This is a genomic window from Xanthomonas sp. XNM01 (assembly GCF_014851915.1).
Lineage (GTDB): Bacteria > Pseudomonadota > Gammaproteobacteria > Xanthomonadales > Xanthomonadaceae > Pseudoxanthomonas.
The window spans coordinates 69,065-86,112 of the sequence record NZ_JACVAP010000008.1 but is presented as its reverse complement, the minus strand read 5'-3'; the positions used below and the strand labels follow the sequence as shown (position 1 = coordinate 86,112).

Here is a 17,048-nt window from a genome sequence, read left to right as displayed (position 1 = left end):
CCTCATCCGGTTTCATCTCGCCGTCCGCAATGGTGCCCGGCGATGCGCCACGATGCCGCGGATGCACGAAGGCCCGGGATCGCTCCCGGGCCTTCGTGATGCTCACCGACCGCGATGCGACGGTCGCCGCCGCCGGCACGGATGGTGCCGGCCGGCGATCGTCCATCGTCAGCCGATCAACCGCCGTTGCTGAAGGCCACCGTGCGGCGCGTGGTCACCGGCGCGTCCAGCGGTTCGAAACGCCAGCGGCGGACCGCATTGAGCGCTTCGCGATCGAAGGTGCGGGCCGGGTTGGCGCGCAGCACGCGGGCATCGGTGACCGCGCCATCGGTGCCGACGGTGAATTCGACCAGCACTTCGCCGGAGGTCCCGGCGCGCAGCGCATCGGCCGGATAGCGCGGCGCCGGCATGCTGATCGGGCGCAGGGCCGGCTGTGCGGCCGCCGGGCGCGGTGCCGGCGTGGCGGCGGCCTGGCGGGCGGCGGCGGCGCGCTGCTCGGCCTCGCGCTGTTCGGCCGCCTGCCGCGCGGCGGTGGCCTGGCGGGCGGTTTCCTGCTCGGCCGCGAGCCGGCGCGCGGCTTCGGCTTCGGCCGCCTGCTGGCTGGCCGCGCGCTGCTGTTCGGCCTGGGCGCGGCTCTCGGTCTCGCGCCGCGCGCGTTCGGCATCGGCCTCGCTGCGCTGCGCGACCGCCTGCTGCGAGGTGGTGATGCTCTGCTTGATCCGCGGCAGCGCCGGGGCGCTGGGATCGGTCTTCTCGATCAGCGAAGCCAGGCGCGAGGCCTCGTCGAACTGCTCGCGGCCCACCGCCTGCTCGGCGGCGATCAGCGTGTAGGGCAGCAGGTCGGTCAGTGCGCTGGACACCGCCGCGTCGTCGGGCAGCTTGTCGCGCAGCGCCAGGTAGTACTCCATCGCGTTGTCGCCGGCCGGCGCGTACATGCGGTTCTCGCGCAGCGCCTGGGTGGCCGAATCGCGCAACTGGTCGGCGCCCATCGCCTGCACGCTGGCGGCGACGGCCGGTGCAGGCGCGGCCGGGCTGGCAGCCGGCGTGGCGGCCGCGGGCTGGGCGGCGTCGGCCGCCGGTTCTTCCTGCTTGGAGCAGGCGGCGGCGAAGACCGCGAGAAGCAGGCACGCGCAGAGCCGCGACTTCGGCGAAATCGTGAAGGACAGCATCGGTTCTCCCCCGTTGCAGAGCAATGTGACGTCGTGACGACAGAAGTCAGGACGCGTGATCCGGTTCCGATTGTCAACCGGGTGACCGCCAGCCACAAGCGGCGCGATCAACGCCTGGCGCCCCGAACTGTGACGCGCATCATGCGGTGCGCGCACTCACTTGCCGATGCAGAAGCTCGAGAAGATGTGCCCGAGCAGGGCGTCGGCGCTGACCTGTCCGGTAATGCCGCCCAGGGCCTGGTGCGCCAGGCGCAGTTCCTCGGCCGCCAGTTCGAGCTGCTCGTCCCGCAGCTGGGCGGCCGCCTGTTCCACGTGCGCCGCGGTGCGCTGCAGCGCCTCGATCTGGCGTGCGCGGGCACTGAATTCGCCATCGGCCGCTTCCGGGGCACCACGGTCGGCGAGCCGGCGCAGCGCCGCGTGCAGGTCGGCCATGCCGGCCCCGGTCAGCGCGGAGACGTGGACGGTGTCGTCGGCATCGGCCGCCGCCGCGTCGGCCGCGACCAGATCGCACTTGTTGTGGATCCACAGCCGCGCCGGCGCGGCCGCGGCGATCGTGTCCAGCGCCGCGCGGGCCGGCGCCGGATCGCGGGCGTCGACCACCAGCAGCACCAGATCGGCGCGCTCCAGTTCGGCATGCGCGCGACGCATGCCTTCGCGCTCGATCGCGTCGCCGCCGTCACGCAGGCCGGCGGTGTCGGCCAGCACCAGCTCAAGGCCGTCGATGCGCACCGTCTCGCGCAGCACGTCGCGGGTGGTGCCGGCTACGTCGGTGACGATCGCGCGGGCATCGCCGGCCAGCGCGTTGAGCAGCGAACTCTTGCCGGCGTTGGGCAGGCCCAGCAGCACCGCATGCAGGCCGTCGCGCAGGCGCCGCCCGCGTTCGGCCTCGACCAGCAGCTGCCGCAGCAGCGCATCGCACTCGGCCAGGCCGGCGCGGACGGCCGGACCGCCGAGCGTGTCGATCGGCTCGTCGGCGAAATCGATCGAGGCCTCGATGTGGATGCGCAGGCCCAGCAGCCGCTGCGCCAGGGCATCGACCCGGGCCGAGAACACGCCTTCCAGCGTGCGCCGCGCAGCACGGGCGGCGCGCAGGTCGGCGGCGGCGATCAGGTCGGCGATGGCCTCGGCCTGGACCAGGTCGAGCTTGCCGTTGAGGAAGGCGCGCCGGCTGTACTCGCCCGGACCGGCCGCGCGCGCGCCGAGCTCGCAGCAGCGTTCGACCAGACGCCGCAGCAGCACCGGGCTGCCATGCGCCTGCAGTTCGACCACGTCCTCGCCGGTGAAGCTGTGCGGGCCTGGAAAGGCCAGTACCAGGCCGTCGTCGATCGGCGTGCCATCGGCGTCATCGAAGCGCGCGCGCAGTGCACGGCGCGGCGGCAGGGCGCGGCCGCACAGCGCGGCGGCGATCGGCAGTGCCTGCGGGCCGGACAGGCGCACCACGCCGATGCCGCCCGCCCCCGGTGCGGTGGCGATCGCGGCGATGGTGTCGTCGTCCGACTCGGCGATCATGGCTGCAGCTTGCGCAGCTGCGCGCGCGCCTGCTCGGCGCCGCTGCCCTGGGGCTGCAGCTCCAGGTAGGTGGTGTAGGCCTGCTTCGCTTTGGCGGTGTCGCCGCCGTGCAGGTAAGCGTCGCCGAGGTTGAGATGGGCGACCGCGCGCGACGGATCGATCTTCAGCGTGTTCTCCAGCCAGCGCGCCGCTTCGGCGTAGCGCTGCTGGCGGTAGTAGACGAAGCCGAGGTTGTTGGCCGCCTGGGCGAAGTCGGGGCGCAGCTTCAACGCCTCGGTGAACTGCGCCACCGCCTCGTCGTAGCGTTTTTCGCGGTACAGCTGCAGGCCGCGGTCGTTGGCCTGCTGCGCCCGCTGGCGATCGGACGCCTTCACCGCGGTGGGCACCACCAGGGTGCTGCTGCCGCCCAGCAGGTCGGTCACGCGCACCGGCGCATCGCCATCGCCCTGTGCGGCGTCGACGCGGCTGTTGAGCGCGATCGCATCGGCCGGCAGCTGGGCTGTGTCGGCGTTGAGGAATTCCTGGCTGTCGGGCACCTGGAACACGAACTCGCCGCCCTGCGAGCCGGGCAGGCTGCCGAACGCGGGCGTCTGCTGCGACACCGCCGACACCGCCGGCGCGACATAGGCGGCCAGCTCGGTGCCGGTGATCAGGCCGTCGCCGTTGAGGTCGCCCTTGCCCGACAGCGCCTGCAGCAGCACCCAGGTGAACACCGAGTGGCCGTTGGGGCCGCCGTCGGCCACCGGCTGGTCGGCGCCGCCGGCGGTGAGCATCTGCCGCGCGCTGCGGCGCGCGTTCTCGCGCAGGAATGCCGAGGAGGCCGGCCCGCCGCGGGTCAGGCCCAGGCCGCTGTAGCAGGCGTCCATCACGAACAGCACGTGCTTGGCGCGCAGGCTCTCGGCGATGTTCTGGATGTCGGTCATCGCGATCGCGTCGGTCGCGAACTCGTCCGGATCCGAATCGACCGGAATGATGTAGCCGAGGTCGCGGCCCGAGGCGAGCCGGCGGGTCGCGCCGTGGCCGGCGAAGAACACGAACACGCGGTCGTTCTTTCCAGTGCGCTCGTCGGCCAGGCGGTCGTGGAACGCGGCCAGGATGTTGTTGCGGGTGGCCTGCTGGTTCTTCAGCACGATCACCTGCGACGACGGAAAACCGAACTGGCCGGTCAGGGTGTCGGCCACGGCCTGGGCGTCGCGGCTGGCGTACTCGAGCCTGGGCCAGTGCGTGTACTCGTCGATGCCGACGACGATCGCCCACGAGTTCTCGTAGCCGGTGGTGACGGTGCTGGCCGCCTCGGCGGCCGTGCCGGCGCGGGGCCGGCTGACGGTGAACTCGCGGCCGTTCCAGCCGGCGAACTGGTAGCCGTCGGCGATCAGGCGGTCGAGGATCTGCGGCAGCGCCTTGACCGCGCGGTCGTGGATGTCATGGAAGAGGATGATGCCGCGCTGCTCCTTCTCCACCTGCGCCAGCACGCGCTGGACGATGGACTCGGGCACCGGGTCGGCCCAGTCCATCGAGTCGATGTTCCACATGATCGACTTCAGGCCGGCCTCGCCGAGCAGCTGCAGCCCTTCGGCATTGCGCGCGCCGTAGGGAAAGCGGAACAGCGGCGCGCGGCGCTCGCCGACCTGGCGCAGCAGCGCATCGGCGTCGAGCACCTGGTGGCGCAGCGCGTCGCCGCTGGTGCGCGAGAGCTGCGCGTGGGTCTGGCTGTGGTTGCCGACCGCGTAGCCGTCGGCCATCAGCTGGCGGCTGATGCCGGCCATCGGACCCAGCGTCGGCGTGCCGTCGTCGCCGATCGCGCCGACGTTGCGGCCGACCTGGAAGAACACGCCGGGCACGTCGTAGCGCTTGAGGATCGCGGTGATCTCGTCGGTATGCACGCGGTGCGGACCGTCATCGAAGGTCAGCACCACGGTCTTGCGCGGCAGGTCGCGGCCGAAGATCTCGCGCTCGCTGTCCTGCATCGACATCGGATAGGGCTCGATCACGCCGTGGTCGCGCAGGATCGCCTCGCGGCTGTACAGGCTGCGCAGATGGGCGACGTAGTCGTCCCACTTCTCGCGCTTGGGCACGATCGCGCGGGTGCGGTCGAAGCGGCTGAAGATCCGGGTGATTTCCTGGTCGTAGTGGCGCTCGATCCCGTCCAGCGCGTCCAGATCCTCGCCGATGCGCTGGTGCAGCTTCACCGCCGGCAGCGAGGAGTCGGCGCCGACGCGCTCGTGCAGATCGCGCAGCACTTCGCGGAAGGCCAGGCGGTCGGCGTCGTACAGCTCGGGCGCCGATTCGATGTAGTCCAGCACATGGCCGAGCGTGGCGAAGCGGCGCGGGTCGGGCGAGCGCAGCAGCGTATCGAACCGGTCGGCGATGGCCTGCTGCCGCTCCAGCCCCTCATGGAACAGCTGCTGGCCGATGCCGGTGGAGGTGGCGCGGTCAGGGGCCGACTGCGCGGCCTCGTCGGCCAGCAGGACGATGATCCGGCGGTGGCCGTCGAGCTGCTGCCGCAATGCATCCAGCAGCGGCGCGGCCGCAGCGTCGTCACCGTCGGCGACTGCAGCGGCGGCGGGGTGGTCCTCGCCTGCCGCGGCGGTGCGATCGCCGCAGCCGACCAGCAGCAATGGCATCCACAGCAGCAGCGGCAGCAGGCGGCGCGAAGCAGGGAAGGCAGGCATGGAGCGGCGTGGCGTCATCGGCACCGGAGCGAGGGCGACGATTCTAAGCCAGCCCGGCACGGGCGGCCGGCACGGCACGCGGCGGACACCCGATGCCGGACATGCATCCATGTACGGATGCCTGCACGTGGATGCGGCCGCGGGATGCGATCCGGCCCGCGCAGCGGAACGCGGATGCGAAGAACCCGCCATGCGGCGGGTTCCGGGTATCGCATGACGCGGGCGCTTACTTGGCCGGCGTGGCCTTCGGGGCCGGTTCGCCGTGGCGCTTCATCATCCACCACTGCTGCAGCAGGCCGAGCGCACCGTTGGTGACCCAGTACAGGACCAGACCGGCGGGGAAGAAGGCCATCATCACGCCGAAGGCCAGCGGCATGAACTGCATCATCTTCTGCTGCATCGGGTCCATGCCCGGCGCCGGCTGCAGCTTCTGGGTGAACCACATCACCGCCATGTTCAGCACCGGCAGGATGAAGTACGGGTCGCGTGCGGTCAGGTCGTTGATCCAGGCGAACCACGGCGCCTGGCGCAGCTCGACCGACTCCACCAGCACCCAGTACAGCGCCAGGAACACCGGCATCTGCACCAGGATCGGCAGGCAGCCGCCCATCGGGTTGATCTTCTCCTTCTTGTACAGCTCCATCATGGCGACCTGGAACTTCTGCTTGTCGTCGCCGTAACGTTCCTTGAGCTGCTGGATGCGCGGCTGGAACTTGCGCATCTTGGCGAAGCTCTTGTACTGCGCGGCCGACAGCGGATACATGATCAGCTTGACCACGATCACCAGGCCGATGATCGACCAGCCCCAGTTGCCGAGCAGGCCGTACAGGTGGCTCAGCACCCAGAACAGGCCTTCGCCGACGATCGCCAGGATCGAGAACTGGCTGTAGTCGACCGCACGCTCCAGGCCCGGGACGTCCTGGGCATGGATCTGCGAGACCAGCTTGGGGCCGACGAACAGACGCGCATCGCTGGTCGCGGTCGCACCCGGGGCGACCTGCAGCGGCGCGCTCAGCTCGCGCACCAGCGGGCCATTGGGCACCTGGTCGATCGAGATCGTCGACGGCTGCACGCCTTCCGGAATCCAGGCGCTGAAGAAGTGATGCTGCAGCATCGCCACCCAGCCCTGGGTGGTCTGCTTGTTGACGTGACCGTCCTCGAGATAGTCCTCGTCGAACTTGCGGCGCTGGTACTTGCCGTCGTACCAGGCGGCGCCGTTGAAGCTGAAGGACTCCGGGCTGGTCATGCCGCGCTTGATCACCGGCGGCTTGCGGATCAGCTGGCGGTAGACCTGGCCCTGCCACGGCTGTGCGCCCTGGTTGACCACCTCGTCGCGCACTTCGATCGCGTAGCTGGCGCGCTTGAAGGTATAGGTGCGACGGATGCTGACACCGTTCTCGCCCTGCCAGACGAACGGCACGGCGACGCTGTCCTGGCCCTCGGCCAGCACGTACTCGCGCGCCGGTTCGGCCGGGACGAACCCGTTCTGGTGGTTCGGCGCGGCACCGCCGGCGCTGACCCAGCCGCTCTGCGCGGTATAGAAGTGGTCAGGCGCGGTGCTGAACAGGCGTACCGGCGCGGCACCGTCGTCCTTGCTCTGCGGGAACTCGAGCAGGTCGGCCTGCAGCACGCTGCCGCCGTCGACGACCAGGCGCAGCACATCGGTGTTCACGGTGACACGGGCGGCGCTGGTGGCCGGCGTCGCCGTGGCTTCGACCGCAGGCGCGGCCGCGGCCGGCACTGCACTGGGTACCGACGGATCGGCGCTGGCGCCGACAGGGGTCGCGGCCGGGATGGCCGCCGGCACCGAGGCGTCGCTGGTATCGGCGCTGACGCCGCTGGTCTGGACGGTAGCGGGAGCGGCCTGCTCCTTGCCCCATTCCATCCACAGCAGCAGGGCCACCATCAGCCAGGCAAGGATCAGGAATACGCGGGTCTGGTTCATCGGGCAGGCATGCTCAGCCGGCGGAAGCAGCCGGCTTGGAAGGGGAATCGGATGACGTCGGCGCAGGGGCCGCGGGCATTGTGCCGCCGGTGGACGGGTGGGGCAACGCGCCGGCCCGCTGCAGCAGACGCAGCCAGGCCTCCAGAATACGGGCGTTGTCGGCGCTGCCGGCCGGCGGACGGGCGACGATCACGTAGTCGCCCCCCTTCAGTTGCGGACGCAGCTTGCGCATGCTGTCGCGCAGGATCCGCTTGATCCGGTTGCGGCCGACCGCACGCGGGTCGACCTTGCGCGAGACCGCCAGTCCCAGGCGCGGCGGCGTGTCGCCCGGCAACCAGTGCAGGGCGAGCAGGGGATCGCCGATCCGGCGCCCGCCCTCGAAGACACGTGTATATTCCGCACGCAGACGAACCCGCGCGTCGCGAGGAAATCGCGCGCACGGGTTCGGAGTCATCTCGGGACTGCGGAGCACCGCGGCCTCTGGCCGCGAGATGCTCAGGCGCTCAGACGCGCGCGGCCCTTGGCGCGGCGGCGCGCCAGGATCTTGCGGCCGTCGGCGGTCTTCATGCGGGCACGGAAACCGTGGTCGCGCTTGCGCTTGAGGTTGCTGGGCTGGTAGGTGCGCTTGGTGGCCATGGTGGCGCTCGGCTGTTCGGATCGAAAGAACCGGAAATTCTAGAGAGGTCCGCCCCCTCCGGTCAAGCACTGCTTGACAACGCGCTCACATGCACAGTGGGCGACGCTGTGGATGCCCTGTGTATAAATCTGGGAAAACCCGCCCCCCGATGGTAGTCTGGCCAGTCCCGATTCCCACCTCCGATCGGCCGGCGACGCAAGCGCGGCGCGGCGATCGCCCGATGAGTCCTGTCTTGCCGATGGATGCCTGGCCCCGCTGTCTCGAACGCCTCGAAGCCGAACTTCCGGCCGAGGATGTCCACACCTGGTTGAAGCCCCTGCAGGTGGACGAGCGCGACGACGGCCTGGTGCTGTACGCCCCGAATTCCTTCATCGTCGACCAGGTCCGCGACCAGTACCTGCCGCGGATCCGCGAGCTGGCCCAGCATTTCGCCGGCCATCCGAACGTCTCGCTGGAGGTCGGTTCGCGGCCCAAGCCACGGGCCGAAACGCCGGCAACCGCCACGGTCACGGCCGGCACGACCGCGGCCGCCGCCCGCCCGGCGCCGGCCGAGCCCTTCAACGGCAATCTGGACCCGCACTACGTCTTCGCCAACTTCGTCGAGGGCCGCAGCAACCAGCTGGGCCTGGCCGCGGCGATGCAGGCCGCGCAGAAGCCGGGCGACCGCGCGCACAACCCGCTGCTGCTGTACGGGGGCACCGGCCTGGGCAAGACCCACCTGATGTTCGCCGCCGGCAACGCGATGCGCCAGGCCAACCCGGGCGCGCGCGTGCTGTACCTGCGCTCGGAGCAGTTCTACAACGCCTTCTTCCGTTCGCTGCAGGAGAAGACCGCCGACCAGTTCAAGCGCCAGTTCCAGCAGATCGACGCGCTGCTGATCGACGACATCCAGTTCTTCGCCGGCAAGGACCGCACCCAGGAAGAGTTCTTCCACACCTTCAACGCGCTGTTCGACAGCCGCCAGCAGATCATCATGACCTGCGACCGCTACCCGCGCGAGGTCGATGGCCTGGAGCCGCGGCTGAAGTCGCGCCTGGCCTGGGGCCTGTCGGTGGCGATCGATCCGCCTGACTTCGAGACCCGCGCCGCCATCGTGCTGGCCAAGGCCCGCGAGCGCGGCACCGAGGTGCCGGACGAGGTGGCCTTCCTGCTGGCCAAGAAGATGCGCAGCAACGTGCGCGACCTGGAAGGCGCGCTCAACACGCTGGCCGCCCGTGCCAACTTCACCGGCCGCGCCATCAGCATCGAGTTCGCCCAGGAAACCCTGCGCGACCTGCTGCGCGCCCAGCAGCAGGCGATCGGCCTGCCCAACATCCAGAAGACCGTGGCCGATTACTACGGCCTGCAGGTCAAGGACCTGCTGTCCAAGCGGCGGACCCGCTCGCTGGCGCGTCCGCGGCAGATGGCGATGGCGCTGACCAAGGAGCTGACCGAGCACAGCCTGCCGGAGATCGGGGACGCATTCGCCGGCCGTGACCACACCACCGTGCTGCATGCCTGCCGCCAGATCCGCACCCTGATGGAGACCGACGGCAAGATGCGCGAGGACTGGGACAAGCTGATTCGCAAACTCAGTGAGTGAACAGGGGAGGAGCTGGGGATAAACCGGGGATAGAATCGGCACTGCCAAACCATCCACAGCTTGTCCCTGTCGCCGAAGGCATCTTCCGCCCAGACTTGTTGTTCCCGATAAAGCGTTACAAATCAGGTGCTTGAAGCTGTTATCCACAGCAAAAGGCTCCCTCCAGCACCACCACATTTAGATTTATTCCACTTTCTTTTAAAAGCTTAAGAGGCACGGAATCCATGCGTTTCACACTGCAACGCGAGGCCTTTCTCAAGCCATTGGCCCAGGTCGTCAATGTCGTCGAACGCAGGCAGACCCTGCCGGTGCTGGCCAATTTCCTGGTCCAGGTACAGGACGGGCAGCTGTCGCTGACAGGCACCGATCTGGAAGTGGAGATGATCGCCAGGACCGCCGTGGACGACGCCGAGAATGGCGAAACCACGATTCCGGCCCGCAAGCTGTTCGAGATCGTGCGTGCGCTGCCCGATGGCAGCCGCGTCACGGTGTCGCAGAGCGGTGACAAGATTTCGGTACAGGCCGGTCGTAGCCGCTTCACGCTGGCCACGTTGCCTGCCAACGATTTCCCGTCGGTTGACGAGGTCGAGGCCACCGAGCGGATCGGCGTGGCCGAGGCCGGGCTGAAGGAGCTGATCGAGCGCACTGCGTTCGCGATGGCCCAGCAGGACGTGCGCTACTACCTCAACGGCCTGTTGTTCGACCTGCGCGACGAGACGCTGCGCTGCGTGGCCACCGATGGTCACCGCCTGGCGCTGTGCGAAACGACGCTCGGCCAGCCGGTCGCGGCGAAGCGCCAGATCATCGTCCCGCGCAAGGGTGTGACCGAGCTGCAGCGCCTGCTCGAAGGCGGGGACCGCTCGCTGGAGCTGGAAATCGGACGCAGCCACATCCGGGTCAAGCGCGACGATGTCACCTTCACCTCGAAACTGATCGATGGCCGCTTCCCCGACTACGAGGCCGTCATCCCGATCGGCGCCGAGAAGGAAGTGAAGCTGGACCGCGAAGTCATCCGTGCCGCCCTGCAGCGCGCCGCGATCCTGTCGAACGAGAAGTACCGCGGCGTCCGTGTGGAGGTCTCGCCCGGGCAGCTGAAGATCAACGCCCACAATCCGGAGCAGGAGGAGGCCCAGGAGGAGATCGAGGCCGATACCGTGGTCAGCGACCTGGCGATCGGCTTCAACGTGAACTACCTGCTGGATGCCCTGGGGGCACTGCGCGACGAGTTCATCGTGATCCAGCTGCGTGATGCCAATTCCTCGGCGCTGGTCCGCGAGGCAGGCAGCGAGAAGTGCCGGCACGTGGTAATGCCGCTGCGTCTCTGACGATGCAGCCACCACACATGGTCCACGTGTTTCACGTGGAACAGGCAGGACGCCCGGCCAATGCCGGGCGTCTTCGCATGAGGCACCCGGCGATGGAGGACAGAGGATGCGTGTAACCCGGCTGGATCTGCGCGATCTGCGCCGTTTCCAAGCCACCGAGGTCCATCCCGCTGCCGGTCTGAACCTGATCACCGGCCGCAATGGCGCGGGCAAGACCAGTGTGCTCGAGGCTCTGCACCTCATGGCCTATGGACGCAGCTTCCGTGGCAGGGTCCGGGACGGGCTGGTCCGGGAGGGCGCCGAAGCGCTGGAGGTCTTCGTGGAATGGCAGGACGGCGCCGACCGCACCCGTCGCGCGGGGCTTCGCCATGCGGGGCAGCGCTGGAGTGGACGTCTGGACGGCGCGGACGTGGCCCATCTGGGCCAGCTGTGCGCGGCGCTGGCGGTGGTGACCTTCGAGCCAGGCAGTCACGGGCTGATCAGCGGGGCGGCCGAGCATCGTCGCCGCTATCTGGATTGGGGCCTGTTCCACGTGGAACAGCAGTTCATGTCCGTGTGGCGCCGATATGCGCGTGCGCTGAAGCAGCGCAACGCCTTGCTGAAGGCGGGTTCCGGCCCTGGCCAGCTGGACGCCTGGGACCATGAGCTGGCTGAATCGGGCGAAACACTGACCCGGTACCGCGGTAGCTACCTCGAGCAGCTGGCCCCCCGGGTGCTGGCGAAGAACCAGGCGTTCACCGATGGCCTGCGGTTGGTCGGTTTGACCTTCCAACCCGGCTGGCGGCGCAGCGAGATGTCGCTGGCCGATGCGCTGTTACTGGCGCGCGATCGTGATCGCGCCGCCGGTTTCACCAGCGTCGGGCCGCACCGCGCCGACTGGAGTCTGGAACTCGACGGCCTGCCGGGGCGGGAGGCGCTGTCGCGCGGGCAGACCAAGCTGGTGGCCCTGTCGATGCTGCTGGGTCAGGCTGAGGATCTGGGCAAGCGGCTGGGACAGTGGCCGGTGATCTGCCTCGATGATCTGCCCTCCGAACTGGATCGCAGTCACCAACAGCGGGTACTCACGGAGCTGCACGGCTGGCCGGATGTGCAGATCTTCATCACAGCCACCGAGTCGCCACCTGTGCTGGAACAGCTGGCCCTCCAGCCACACGTGTTTCACGTGGAACAGGGCAGGGTGGAGCCGGGCTGAGCCATGCCAGCCGGGCGCCGCCGGCTTACCGCATCGAAACCTCCGGATTCGCTGCCGAGCAGCGGAAGTGGAGAGGGGATGCCAGCGGGGACGACGCCCCCTCGGCCGTTCCGCGGGCTTAGCCGGCCATCGCGGGTCAATGGAGCCCATGGCTGGTCAGGGTCCTGCGACTGTCTCAGCCGCGTTGTCGCCTCGTCCGCGTTTGCGCGGCGCGGGCTCGATTTGGCCCATTGCGGTTGGTCCGGCCACGGCACATGAGCGTTGCCGCCCGCGGCAGGTGGGCGGCAATGCCTCTGCGATCCAACAAGGGCGTGCCCAGCCCCAAGCAGGCTTTGCTTCCTGACAGGAATACGCCATCGTGCGCTGCCGGCAGCTGGGGTGTGGCAGGTTCCACGTGAAACGGGCAGTTTCACTGCGCGCATGCGCCGGCAGCGCTGGCCAGCGGTGCCGTGGATGCCGGTTGCTCGCAGTCTGGCGTACGACAGGCTGCAGGCTGTGCCGCATGGCCGACCGGCACCAGGACGGGGCCGCGACGCGCCTGTGGCCCCCTGTGCGGCCTGCAGCGACGGGTCGGAGCGGGCAGGGGGCGGACTGCTATAATCGCCCGTCACCCCTGGCGCCACGCGCCCGCGACCGTCCCCGGTCCGCGGCGCGGGCCACGAGCACGGCGAAGGCATGAGCGAACAGACTCCGAGTTCCCCCCCCGGCAACGGCAACTACGACGCCAACAGCATCACCGCCCTGGAAGGCCTGGAGGCTGTCCGCAAGCGACCCGGCATGTACATCGGCGATGTGCATGACGGCACCGGCCTGCACCACATGGTGTTCGAGGTGGTGGATAACTCCATCGACGAAGCCCTGGCCGGCCACGCCGATCACGTCGCGGTGACGATCCACGAGGACGGCTCGGTCTCGGTGTCCGACAACGGTCGCGGCATCCCGACCGGCAAGCACGCGCAGATGAGCGCCAAGCTCGGCCGCGAGGTCTCCGCCGCCGAGGTGGTGATGACCGTGCTGCATGCAGGCGGCAAGTTCGACGACAACAGCTACAAGGTCTCCGGCGGCCTGCACGGCGTTGGCGTCAGCGTGGTCAACGCACTGTCGGAAAAGCTGCTGCTGGACATCTTCCAGGGCGGTGCGCACTACCAGCAGGAATACAGCAACGGCGCTGCGCTTGGCCCGCTGCAGCAGCTGGAAAGCACCGACAAGCGCGGCACCACGCTGCGGTTCTGGCCGTCGGTCACCGCGTTCCACAACAACGTCGAGTTCCATTACGACATCCTGGCCCGCCGCCTGCGCGAGCTGTCGTTCCTGAATTCCGGCGTCAAGATCGTCCTGGTCGACGAGCGCGGCGAAGGCCGCCGCGACGATTTCCACTACGAAGGCGGCATCCGCAGCTTCGTCGAGCATCTTGCCCAGCTGAAGACCCCGCTGCATCCGCACGTGATCTCGGTGACCGGCGAGCACAACGGCATCGTGGTCGAGGTGGCGCTGCAGTGGACCGACTCCTACCAGGAGACGATGTACTGCTTCACCAACAACATCCCGCAGAAGGATGGCGGCACCCACCTTGCCGGCTTCCGCGCCGCGCTGACCCGCACGATCAGCAGCTACATCGAGCAGAACGGCCTGGCCAAGCAGGCCAAGGTCGGTTTCTCCGGCGACGACATGCGAGAAGGCCTGATCGCGGTGCTGTCGGTGAAGGTGCCGGACCCGAGCTTCTCCAGCCAGACCAAGGAAAAGCTGGTCAGCTCCGAGGTCAAGCCGGCGGTGGAGAACACCTTCGGCCAGCGCCTGGAGGAGTTCCTGCAGGAGCACCCGAACGAAGCCCGCATCATTGCGGAGAAGGTCGTCGACGCCGCGCGTGCACGCGAGGCCGCGCGCAAGGCGCGCGAGCTCACCCGCCGCAAGGGTGCGCTGGACATCGCCGGCCTGCCGGGCAAGCTGGCCGACTGCCAGGAAAAGGATCCCGCGCTTTCTGAATTGTTCATTGTCGAGGGCGACTCGGCAGGCGGCTCGGCCAAGCAGGGCCGCAACCGCAAGAACCAGGCGGTGCTGCCGCTGCGCGGCAAGATCCTCAACGTGGAACGTGCGCGTTTCGACCGCATGCTGTCGTCCGACCAGGTCGGCACGCTGATCACCGCACTGGGCACCGGCATCGGCCGCGACGAGTACAACCCGGACAAGCTGCGCTACCACCGCATCATCATCATGACCGACGCCGACGTCGACGGCGCCCACATCCGCACCCTGCTGCTGACGTTCTTCTACCGGCAGATGCCGGAACTGCTCGAGCGCGGCCACGTCTACATCGGCCTGCCGCCGCTGTACAAGATCAAGCAGGGCAAGCAGGAGCTGTACCTGAAGGACGACGAGGCGCTGGACAGCTACCTGGCGAGCAGCGCGGTCGACAACGCCGGGCTGGTGCCGGCCGCGAACGAGCCGCCGATTACCGGTGAGGCACTGGAAAAGCTGCTGCTGGCCTATGCCGGCGCGCGCGAGGCGATCGCCCGCAACAGCCACCGTTTCGATCCGCTGCTGCTGGAGTCGCTGATCGACTTCACTCCGCTCGATGCCGCGCATCTGGCCGAGAACACCGACGAGCTGCATGAACTGCAGGCGCTGGAAGCCCGTCTCAACCGCGGCAAGCTCGGCAGCCCGCGCTTCGCGTTGAAGCTGATGCCGGCCACCGATGCGCGTCCGGCCGCACTGCAGGTCACCCGCCGCCACATGGGCGAGGAACTGCTCCAGGTACTGCCGTTCTCGATCTTCGAGACCGGCGAGCTGCGTCCGCTGCGCGATGCGGCGGCGCTGCTGCATGGCCTGGTCCGCGCCGGCGCGCAGGTGGTGCGTGGCAACAAGACCCAGCCGGTGGCCAGCTTCGCCGAAGCCCAGGCATGGCTGCTGGACGAGGCCAAGAAGGGCCGCCAGATCCAGCGCTTCAAGGGTCTGGGTGAAATGAACCCGGAGCAGCTGTGGGACACCACGGTCAACCCGGACACCCGGCGTCTGCTGCGCGTGCGGATCGAGGACGGCGTCGCCGCCGACCAGATCTTCAGCACGCTGATGGGCGATGTGGTCGAGCCGCGCCGCGAGTTCATCGAGACCAACGCGCTGAAGGTCGCCAACCTCGACGTCTGAGCGCGCGTTCCACGTGGACGCGGCAGCCGATGCTGCCGCGCCGCGCGTCTTCCACTCTTCCGCACGGCCCACGCTTCTGGACACCACGCCGCCGCCCGTTCCCGCATCGCTCCCGTCACGGCCCGCCACCGGCCCGCTGCTGGGCGCATTCGCGCTCGATGGCGTGATCGCGATCGCCGTGGTGCTCGGTGTCAGCCTCGCCGCCGGCGTGGTCTGGGCGTTCTACCAGGCCTTCCTGATCGGCATGGCCTCCGGCGGACAGGTGCAGGACCCGGCCAGCCTGGCCGCAGGCATCGGCCAACCTGGCGCTCTGGCGCAGATGCTGATGGCGCTGATCAGCATGTCGGCCGCCGCGCTGCTGCTGTACCTCTGGCGGCGTCGTGCCGATGCGGCCGAGCGCGCTGCGTCCTTCACCGCGGCGCGCCGCGGCGCGACCTGGGGCTGGACCGTGCTGGTCGGCGTGGCGGCGTTCGTCGGCAGTGGTCTGATCGCTCACCTGGCGCGGCTGATGGGCAGCGAGCCGGTGCCCACCAACCTGGCGATGGTCGAGGAAGCGGTGCAGCGCTGGCCGGTCTTCCTGGTCCTGTTCGCCGTAGTCCTGGCGCCGCTCTACGAGGAACTGCTGTTCCGACGCGTGCTGTTCGGCCGCTTCGTCGCCGCCGGACGGCCCTGGCTGGGGCTGGTGCTCAGCAGCCTGGCATTCGCGCTGATCCACGAGGTGCCGGGCCTGAGCGCCAACGCCCCGCTGGCGGTACTGCAGCTCTGGCTGGTGTATGGCGGCATGGGCGCGCTCTTCGCCTGGCTGTACTGGCGCACCGGCACCCTGTGGGCACCGATCGCCGCGCACGCGCTCAACAACGGACTGGCGCTGGCGTTCCATGGGCTGGGCTGAACGCCCCCGGGCCGCTTGACGAAAAGTTAAGCACCGATTGACCAGAATCCATCCCGGAACCTCGAGGGTGGGATCGATGAAACGCTGGATACTTGCTGCCGCGGCAACGGCCGTGCTGGCAGCGTGCGCGACGACGACGTCGCCGACCGGACGCAAGCAGTACACCGCGTTCTCGGACAGCGAACTCAACACGATGGGCGCGCAGGCCTTCAACGAGATGAAGGCCAAGCAGACCGTCGGGCGCGATGGCACCCAGAACGCGTACGTGCAGTGCGTCGTGGGCGCGCTGGTCAAGCATCTGCCGCCGGACTGGCAGGGATTGCCCTGGGAAACGGTGGTGTTCGTCGACGACAGTCCGAACGCATTCGCGTTGCCGGGCGGCAAGGTCGGCGTGCACACCGGCATGTTCACCGTCGCCAAGACCCAGGACCAGCTGGCTGCCGTTTTGGGCCACGAGATCGGCCACGTCTACGCGCGGCACACCAACGAGCGCGTCTCGCGCCAGCAGGCGACCTCGATGGGCTTGTCCGTGGTCGGTGCGCTGGCGGGCGCGCGCTACGGTCAGGCCGGGTCCGACCTGGTCACGCAAGGGGGCGGCATGGCGGCCCAGCTCGGTCTGTTGTTGCCGTTCTCGCGTACCCAGGAAACCGAGGCCGACGAGATCGGCCAGCGACTGATGGCGCAGGCCGGCTTCGATCCGGCGCAGGCGGTGAACCTGTGGCAGAACATGGTCCAGGCCTCGAGCAGTGGTCGTTCGCCGGAGCTGCTGTCGACACATCCCGACCCGCAGAACCGGATCCACGCCCTGCAGCAGCGGGCGCCGTCGCTGCAGCCGATCTACCAGGAAGCCAGGAAAGCCGGGAATTTGCCGCGCTGCAGCAAACAATAATGCTGATTTCCTTCAGCCGATAACGTTTACCAACGTAAGAAACTTCTGATAGTTTTGCGCGCTTGCCCAAATTCCGTCGCCGCTCCAGCGCGGCT

12 protein-coding genes are annotated in these 17,048 nt (G+C 68.9%); 6 read left to right on the top strand and 6 right to left on the bottom strand.

Features of this window, described 5'->3' with window-relative positions:
- Positions 1-176: 176 nt before the first annotated feature.
- The 6 genes from IB242_RS19725 to rpmH all read right to left on the bottom strand — a co-directional run bounded on the left by IB242_RS19725 (position 177) and on the right by rpmH (position 7,931).
- Positions 177-1,169, bottom strand: coding sequence for an energy transducer TonB (locus IB242_RS19725; RefSeq protein ID WP_192283536.1), 993 nt, complete (start codon positions 1,167-1,169; stop codon positions 177-179).
- 156 nt (positions 1,170-1,325) lie between these two features.
- Positions 1,326-2,678 carry a tRNA uridine-5-carboxymethylaminomethyl(34) synthesis GTPase MnmE gene (gene mnmE, locus IB242_RS19720; protein ID WP_192283534.1) on the bottom strand — a complete coding sequence of 451 codons (1,353 nt, stop codon included), beginning with the start codon at positions 2,676-2,678 and terminating at the stop codon, positions 1,326-1,328.
- Positions 2,675-5,350 (bottom strand): polysaccharide deacetylase family protein, encoded by a 2,676-nt coding sequence (locus IB242_RS19715; RefSeq protein ID WP_192283532.1) that lies wholly within the window; start codon positions 5,348-5,350, stop codon positions 2,675-2,677. Before IB242_RS19715 ends, mnmE begins: the two co-directional genes overlap by 4 nt.
- A gap of 226 nt (positions 5,351-5,576) precedes the next feature.
- Positions 5,577-7,295 (bottom strand): membrane protein insertase YidC, encoded by a 1,719-nt coding sequence (gene yidC, locus IB242_RS19710; RefSeq protein ID WP_192283530.1) that lies wholly within the window; start codon positions 7,293-7,295, stop codon positions 5,577-5,579.
- A gap of 13 nt (positions 7,296-7,308) precedes the next feature.
- On the bottom strand, positions 7,309-7,749 hold the full coding sequence (gene rnpA / locus IB242_RS19705) for a ribonuclease P protein component (RefSeq protein WP_192283528.1): 441 nt from the start codon (positions 7,747-7,749) through the stop codon (positions 7,309-7,311).
- Positions 7,750-7,790: 41 nt separating this feature from the next.
- Positions 7,791-7,931 carry a 50S ribosomal protein L34 gene (gene rpmH / locus IB242_RS19700; RefSeq protein ID WP_129470973.1) on the bottom strand — a complete coding sequence of 47 codons (141 nt, stop codon included), beginning with the start codon at positions 7,929-7,931 and terminating at the stop codon, positions 7,791-7,793.
- A 239-nt stretch (positions 7,932-8,170) separates the two neighbouring features.
- On the opposite strand from rpmH, the gene dnaA reads away from it, so the two are divergent.
- From dnaA to IB242_RS19670, 6 genes are all read left to right on the top strand, one after another.
- A complete protein-coding gene (dnaA, locus tag IB242_RS19695; protein WP_192283647.1) occupies positions 8,171-9,514 on the top strand; it encodes a chromosomal replication initiator protein DnaA in 1,344 nt (447 codons plus the stop codon).
- A gap of 224 nt (positions 9,515-9,738) precedes the next feature.
- Positions 9,739-10,839 (top strand): DNA polymerase III subunit beta, encoded by a 1,101-nt coding sequence (gene dnaN / locus IB242_RS19690; protein WP_192283526.1) that lies wholly within the window; start codon positions 9,739-9,741, stop codon positions 10,837-10,839.
- A 106-nt stretch (positions 10,840-10,945) separates the two neighbouring features.
- Positions 10,946-12,031, top strand: a complete 1,086-nt coding sequence (recF, locus tag IB242_RS19685) for a DNA replication/repair protein RecF (protein WP_192283524.1) — start codon at positions 10,946-10,948, stop codon at positions 12,029-12,031.
- A 675-nt stretch (positions 12,032-12,706) separates the two neighbouring features.
- Positions 12,707-15,172 carry a DNA topoisomerase (ATP-hydrolyzing) subunit B gene (gyrB, locus tag IB242_RS19680; RefSeq protein WP_192283522.1) on the top strand — a complete coding sequence of 822 codons (2,466 nt, stop codon included), beginning with the start codon at positions 12,707-12,709 and terminating at the stop codon, positions 15,170-15,172.
- 76 nt (positions 15,173-15,248) lie between these two features.
- A complete protein-coding gene (locus IB242_RS19675; RefSeq protein ID WP_192283645.1) occupies positions 15,249-16,064 on the top strand; it encodes a type II CAAX endopeptidase family protein in 816 nt (271 codons plus the stop codon).
- 76 nt (positions 16,065-16,140) lie between these two features.
- Positions 16,141-16,953: a M48 family metallopeptidase gene (locus IB242_RS19670; protein WP_192283520.1), complete on the top strand. Its 813-nt coding sequence runs from the start codon at positions 16,141-16,143 to the stop codon at positions 16,951-16,953.
- Positions 16,954-17,048: the final 95 nt, after the last annotated feature.

What these genes read in the sequence shown, in the direction of transcription:
- IB242_RS19725 (WP_192283536.1), bottom strand. Translation starts at nt 1,169, where the DNA reads ATGCTGTCCTTCACGATTTCGCCGAAGTCGCGGCTCTGCGCGTGCCTG.
- mnmE (WP_192283534.1), bottom strand. Translation starts at nt 2,678, where the DNA reads ATGATCGCCGAGTCGGACGACGACACCATCGCCGCGATCGCCACCGCA.
- IB242_RS19715 (WP_192283532.1), bottom strand. Translation starts at nt 5,350, where the DNA reads ATGCCTGCCTTCCCTGCTTCGCGCCGCCTGCTGCCGCTGCTGCTGTGG.
- yidC (WP_192283530.1), bottom strand. Translation starts at nt 7,295, where the DNA reads ATGAACCAGACCCGCGTATTCCTGATCCTTGCCTGGCTGATGGTGGCC.
- rnpA (WP_192283528.1), bottom strand. Translation starts at nt 7,749, where the DNA reads ATGACTCCGAACCCGTGCGCGCGATTTCCTCGCGACGCGCGGGTTCGT.
- rpmH (WP_129470973.1), bottom strand. Translation starts at nt 7,931, where the DNA reads ATGGCCACCAAGCGCACCTACCAGCCCAGCAACCTCAAGCGCAAGCGC.
- dnaA (WP_192283647.1), top strand. Translation starts at nt 8,171, where the DNA reads ATGGATGCCTGGCCCCGCTGTCTCGAACGCCTCGAAGCCGAACTTCCG.
- dnaN (WP_192283526.1), top strand. Translation starts at nt 9,739, where the DNA reads ATGCGTTTCACACTGCAACGCGAGGCCTTTCTCAAGCCATTGGCCCAG.
- recF (WP_192283524.1), top strand. Translation starts at nt 10,946, where the DNA reads ATGCGTGTAACCCGGCTGGATCTGCGCGATCTGCGCCGTTTCCAAGCC.
- gyrB (WP_192283522.1), top strand. Translation starts at nt 12,707, where the DNA reads ATGAGCGAACAGACTCCGAGTTCCCCCCCCGGCAACGGCAACTACGAC.
- IB242_RS19670 (WP_192283520.1), top strand. Translation starts at nt 16,141, where the DNA reads ATGAAACGCTGGATACTTGCTGCCGCGGCAACGGCCGTGCTGGCAGCG.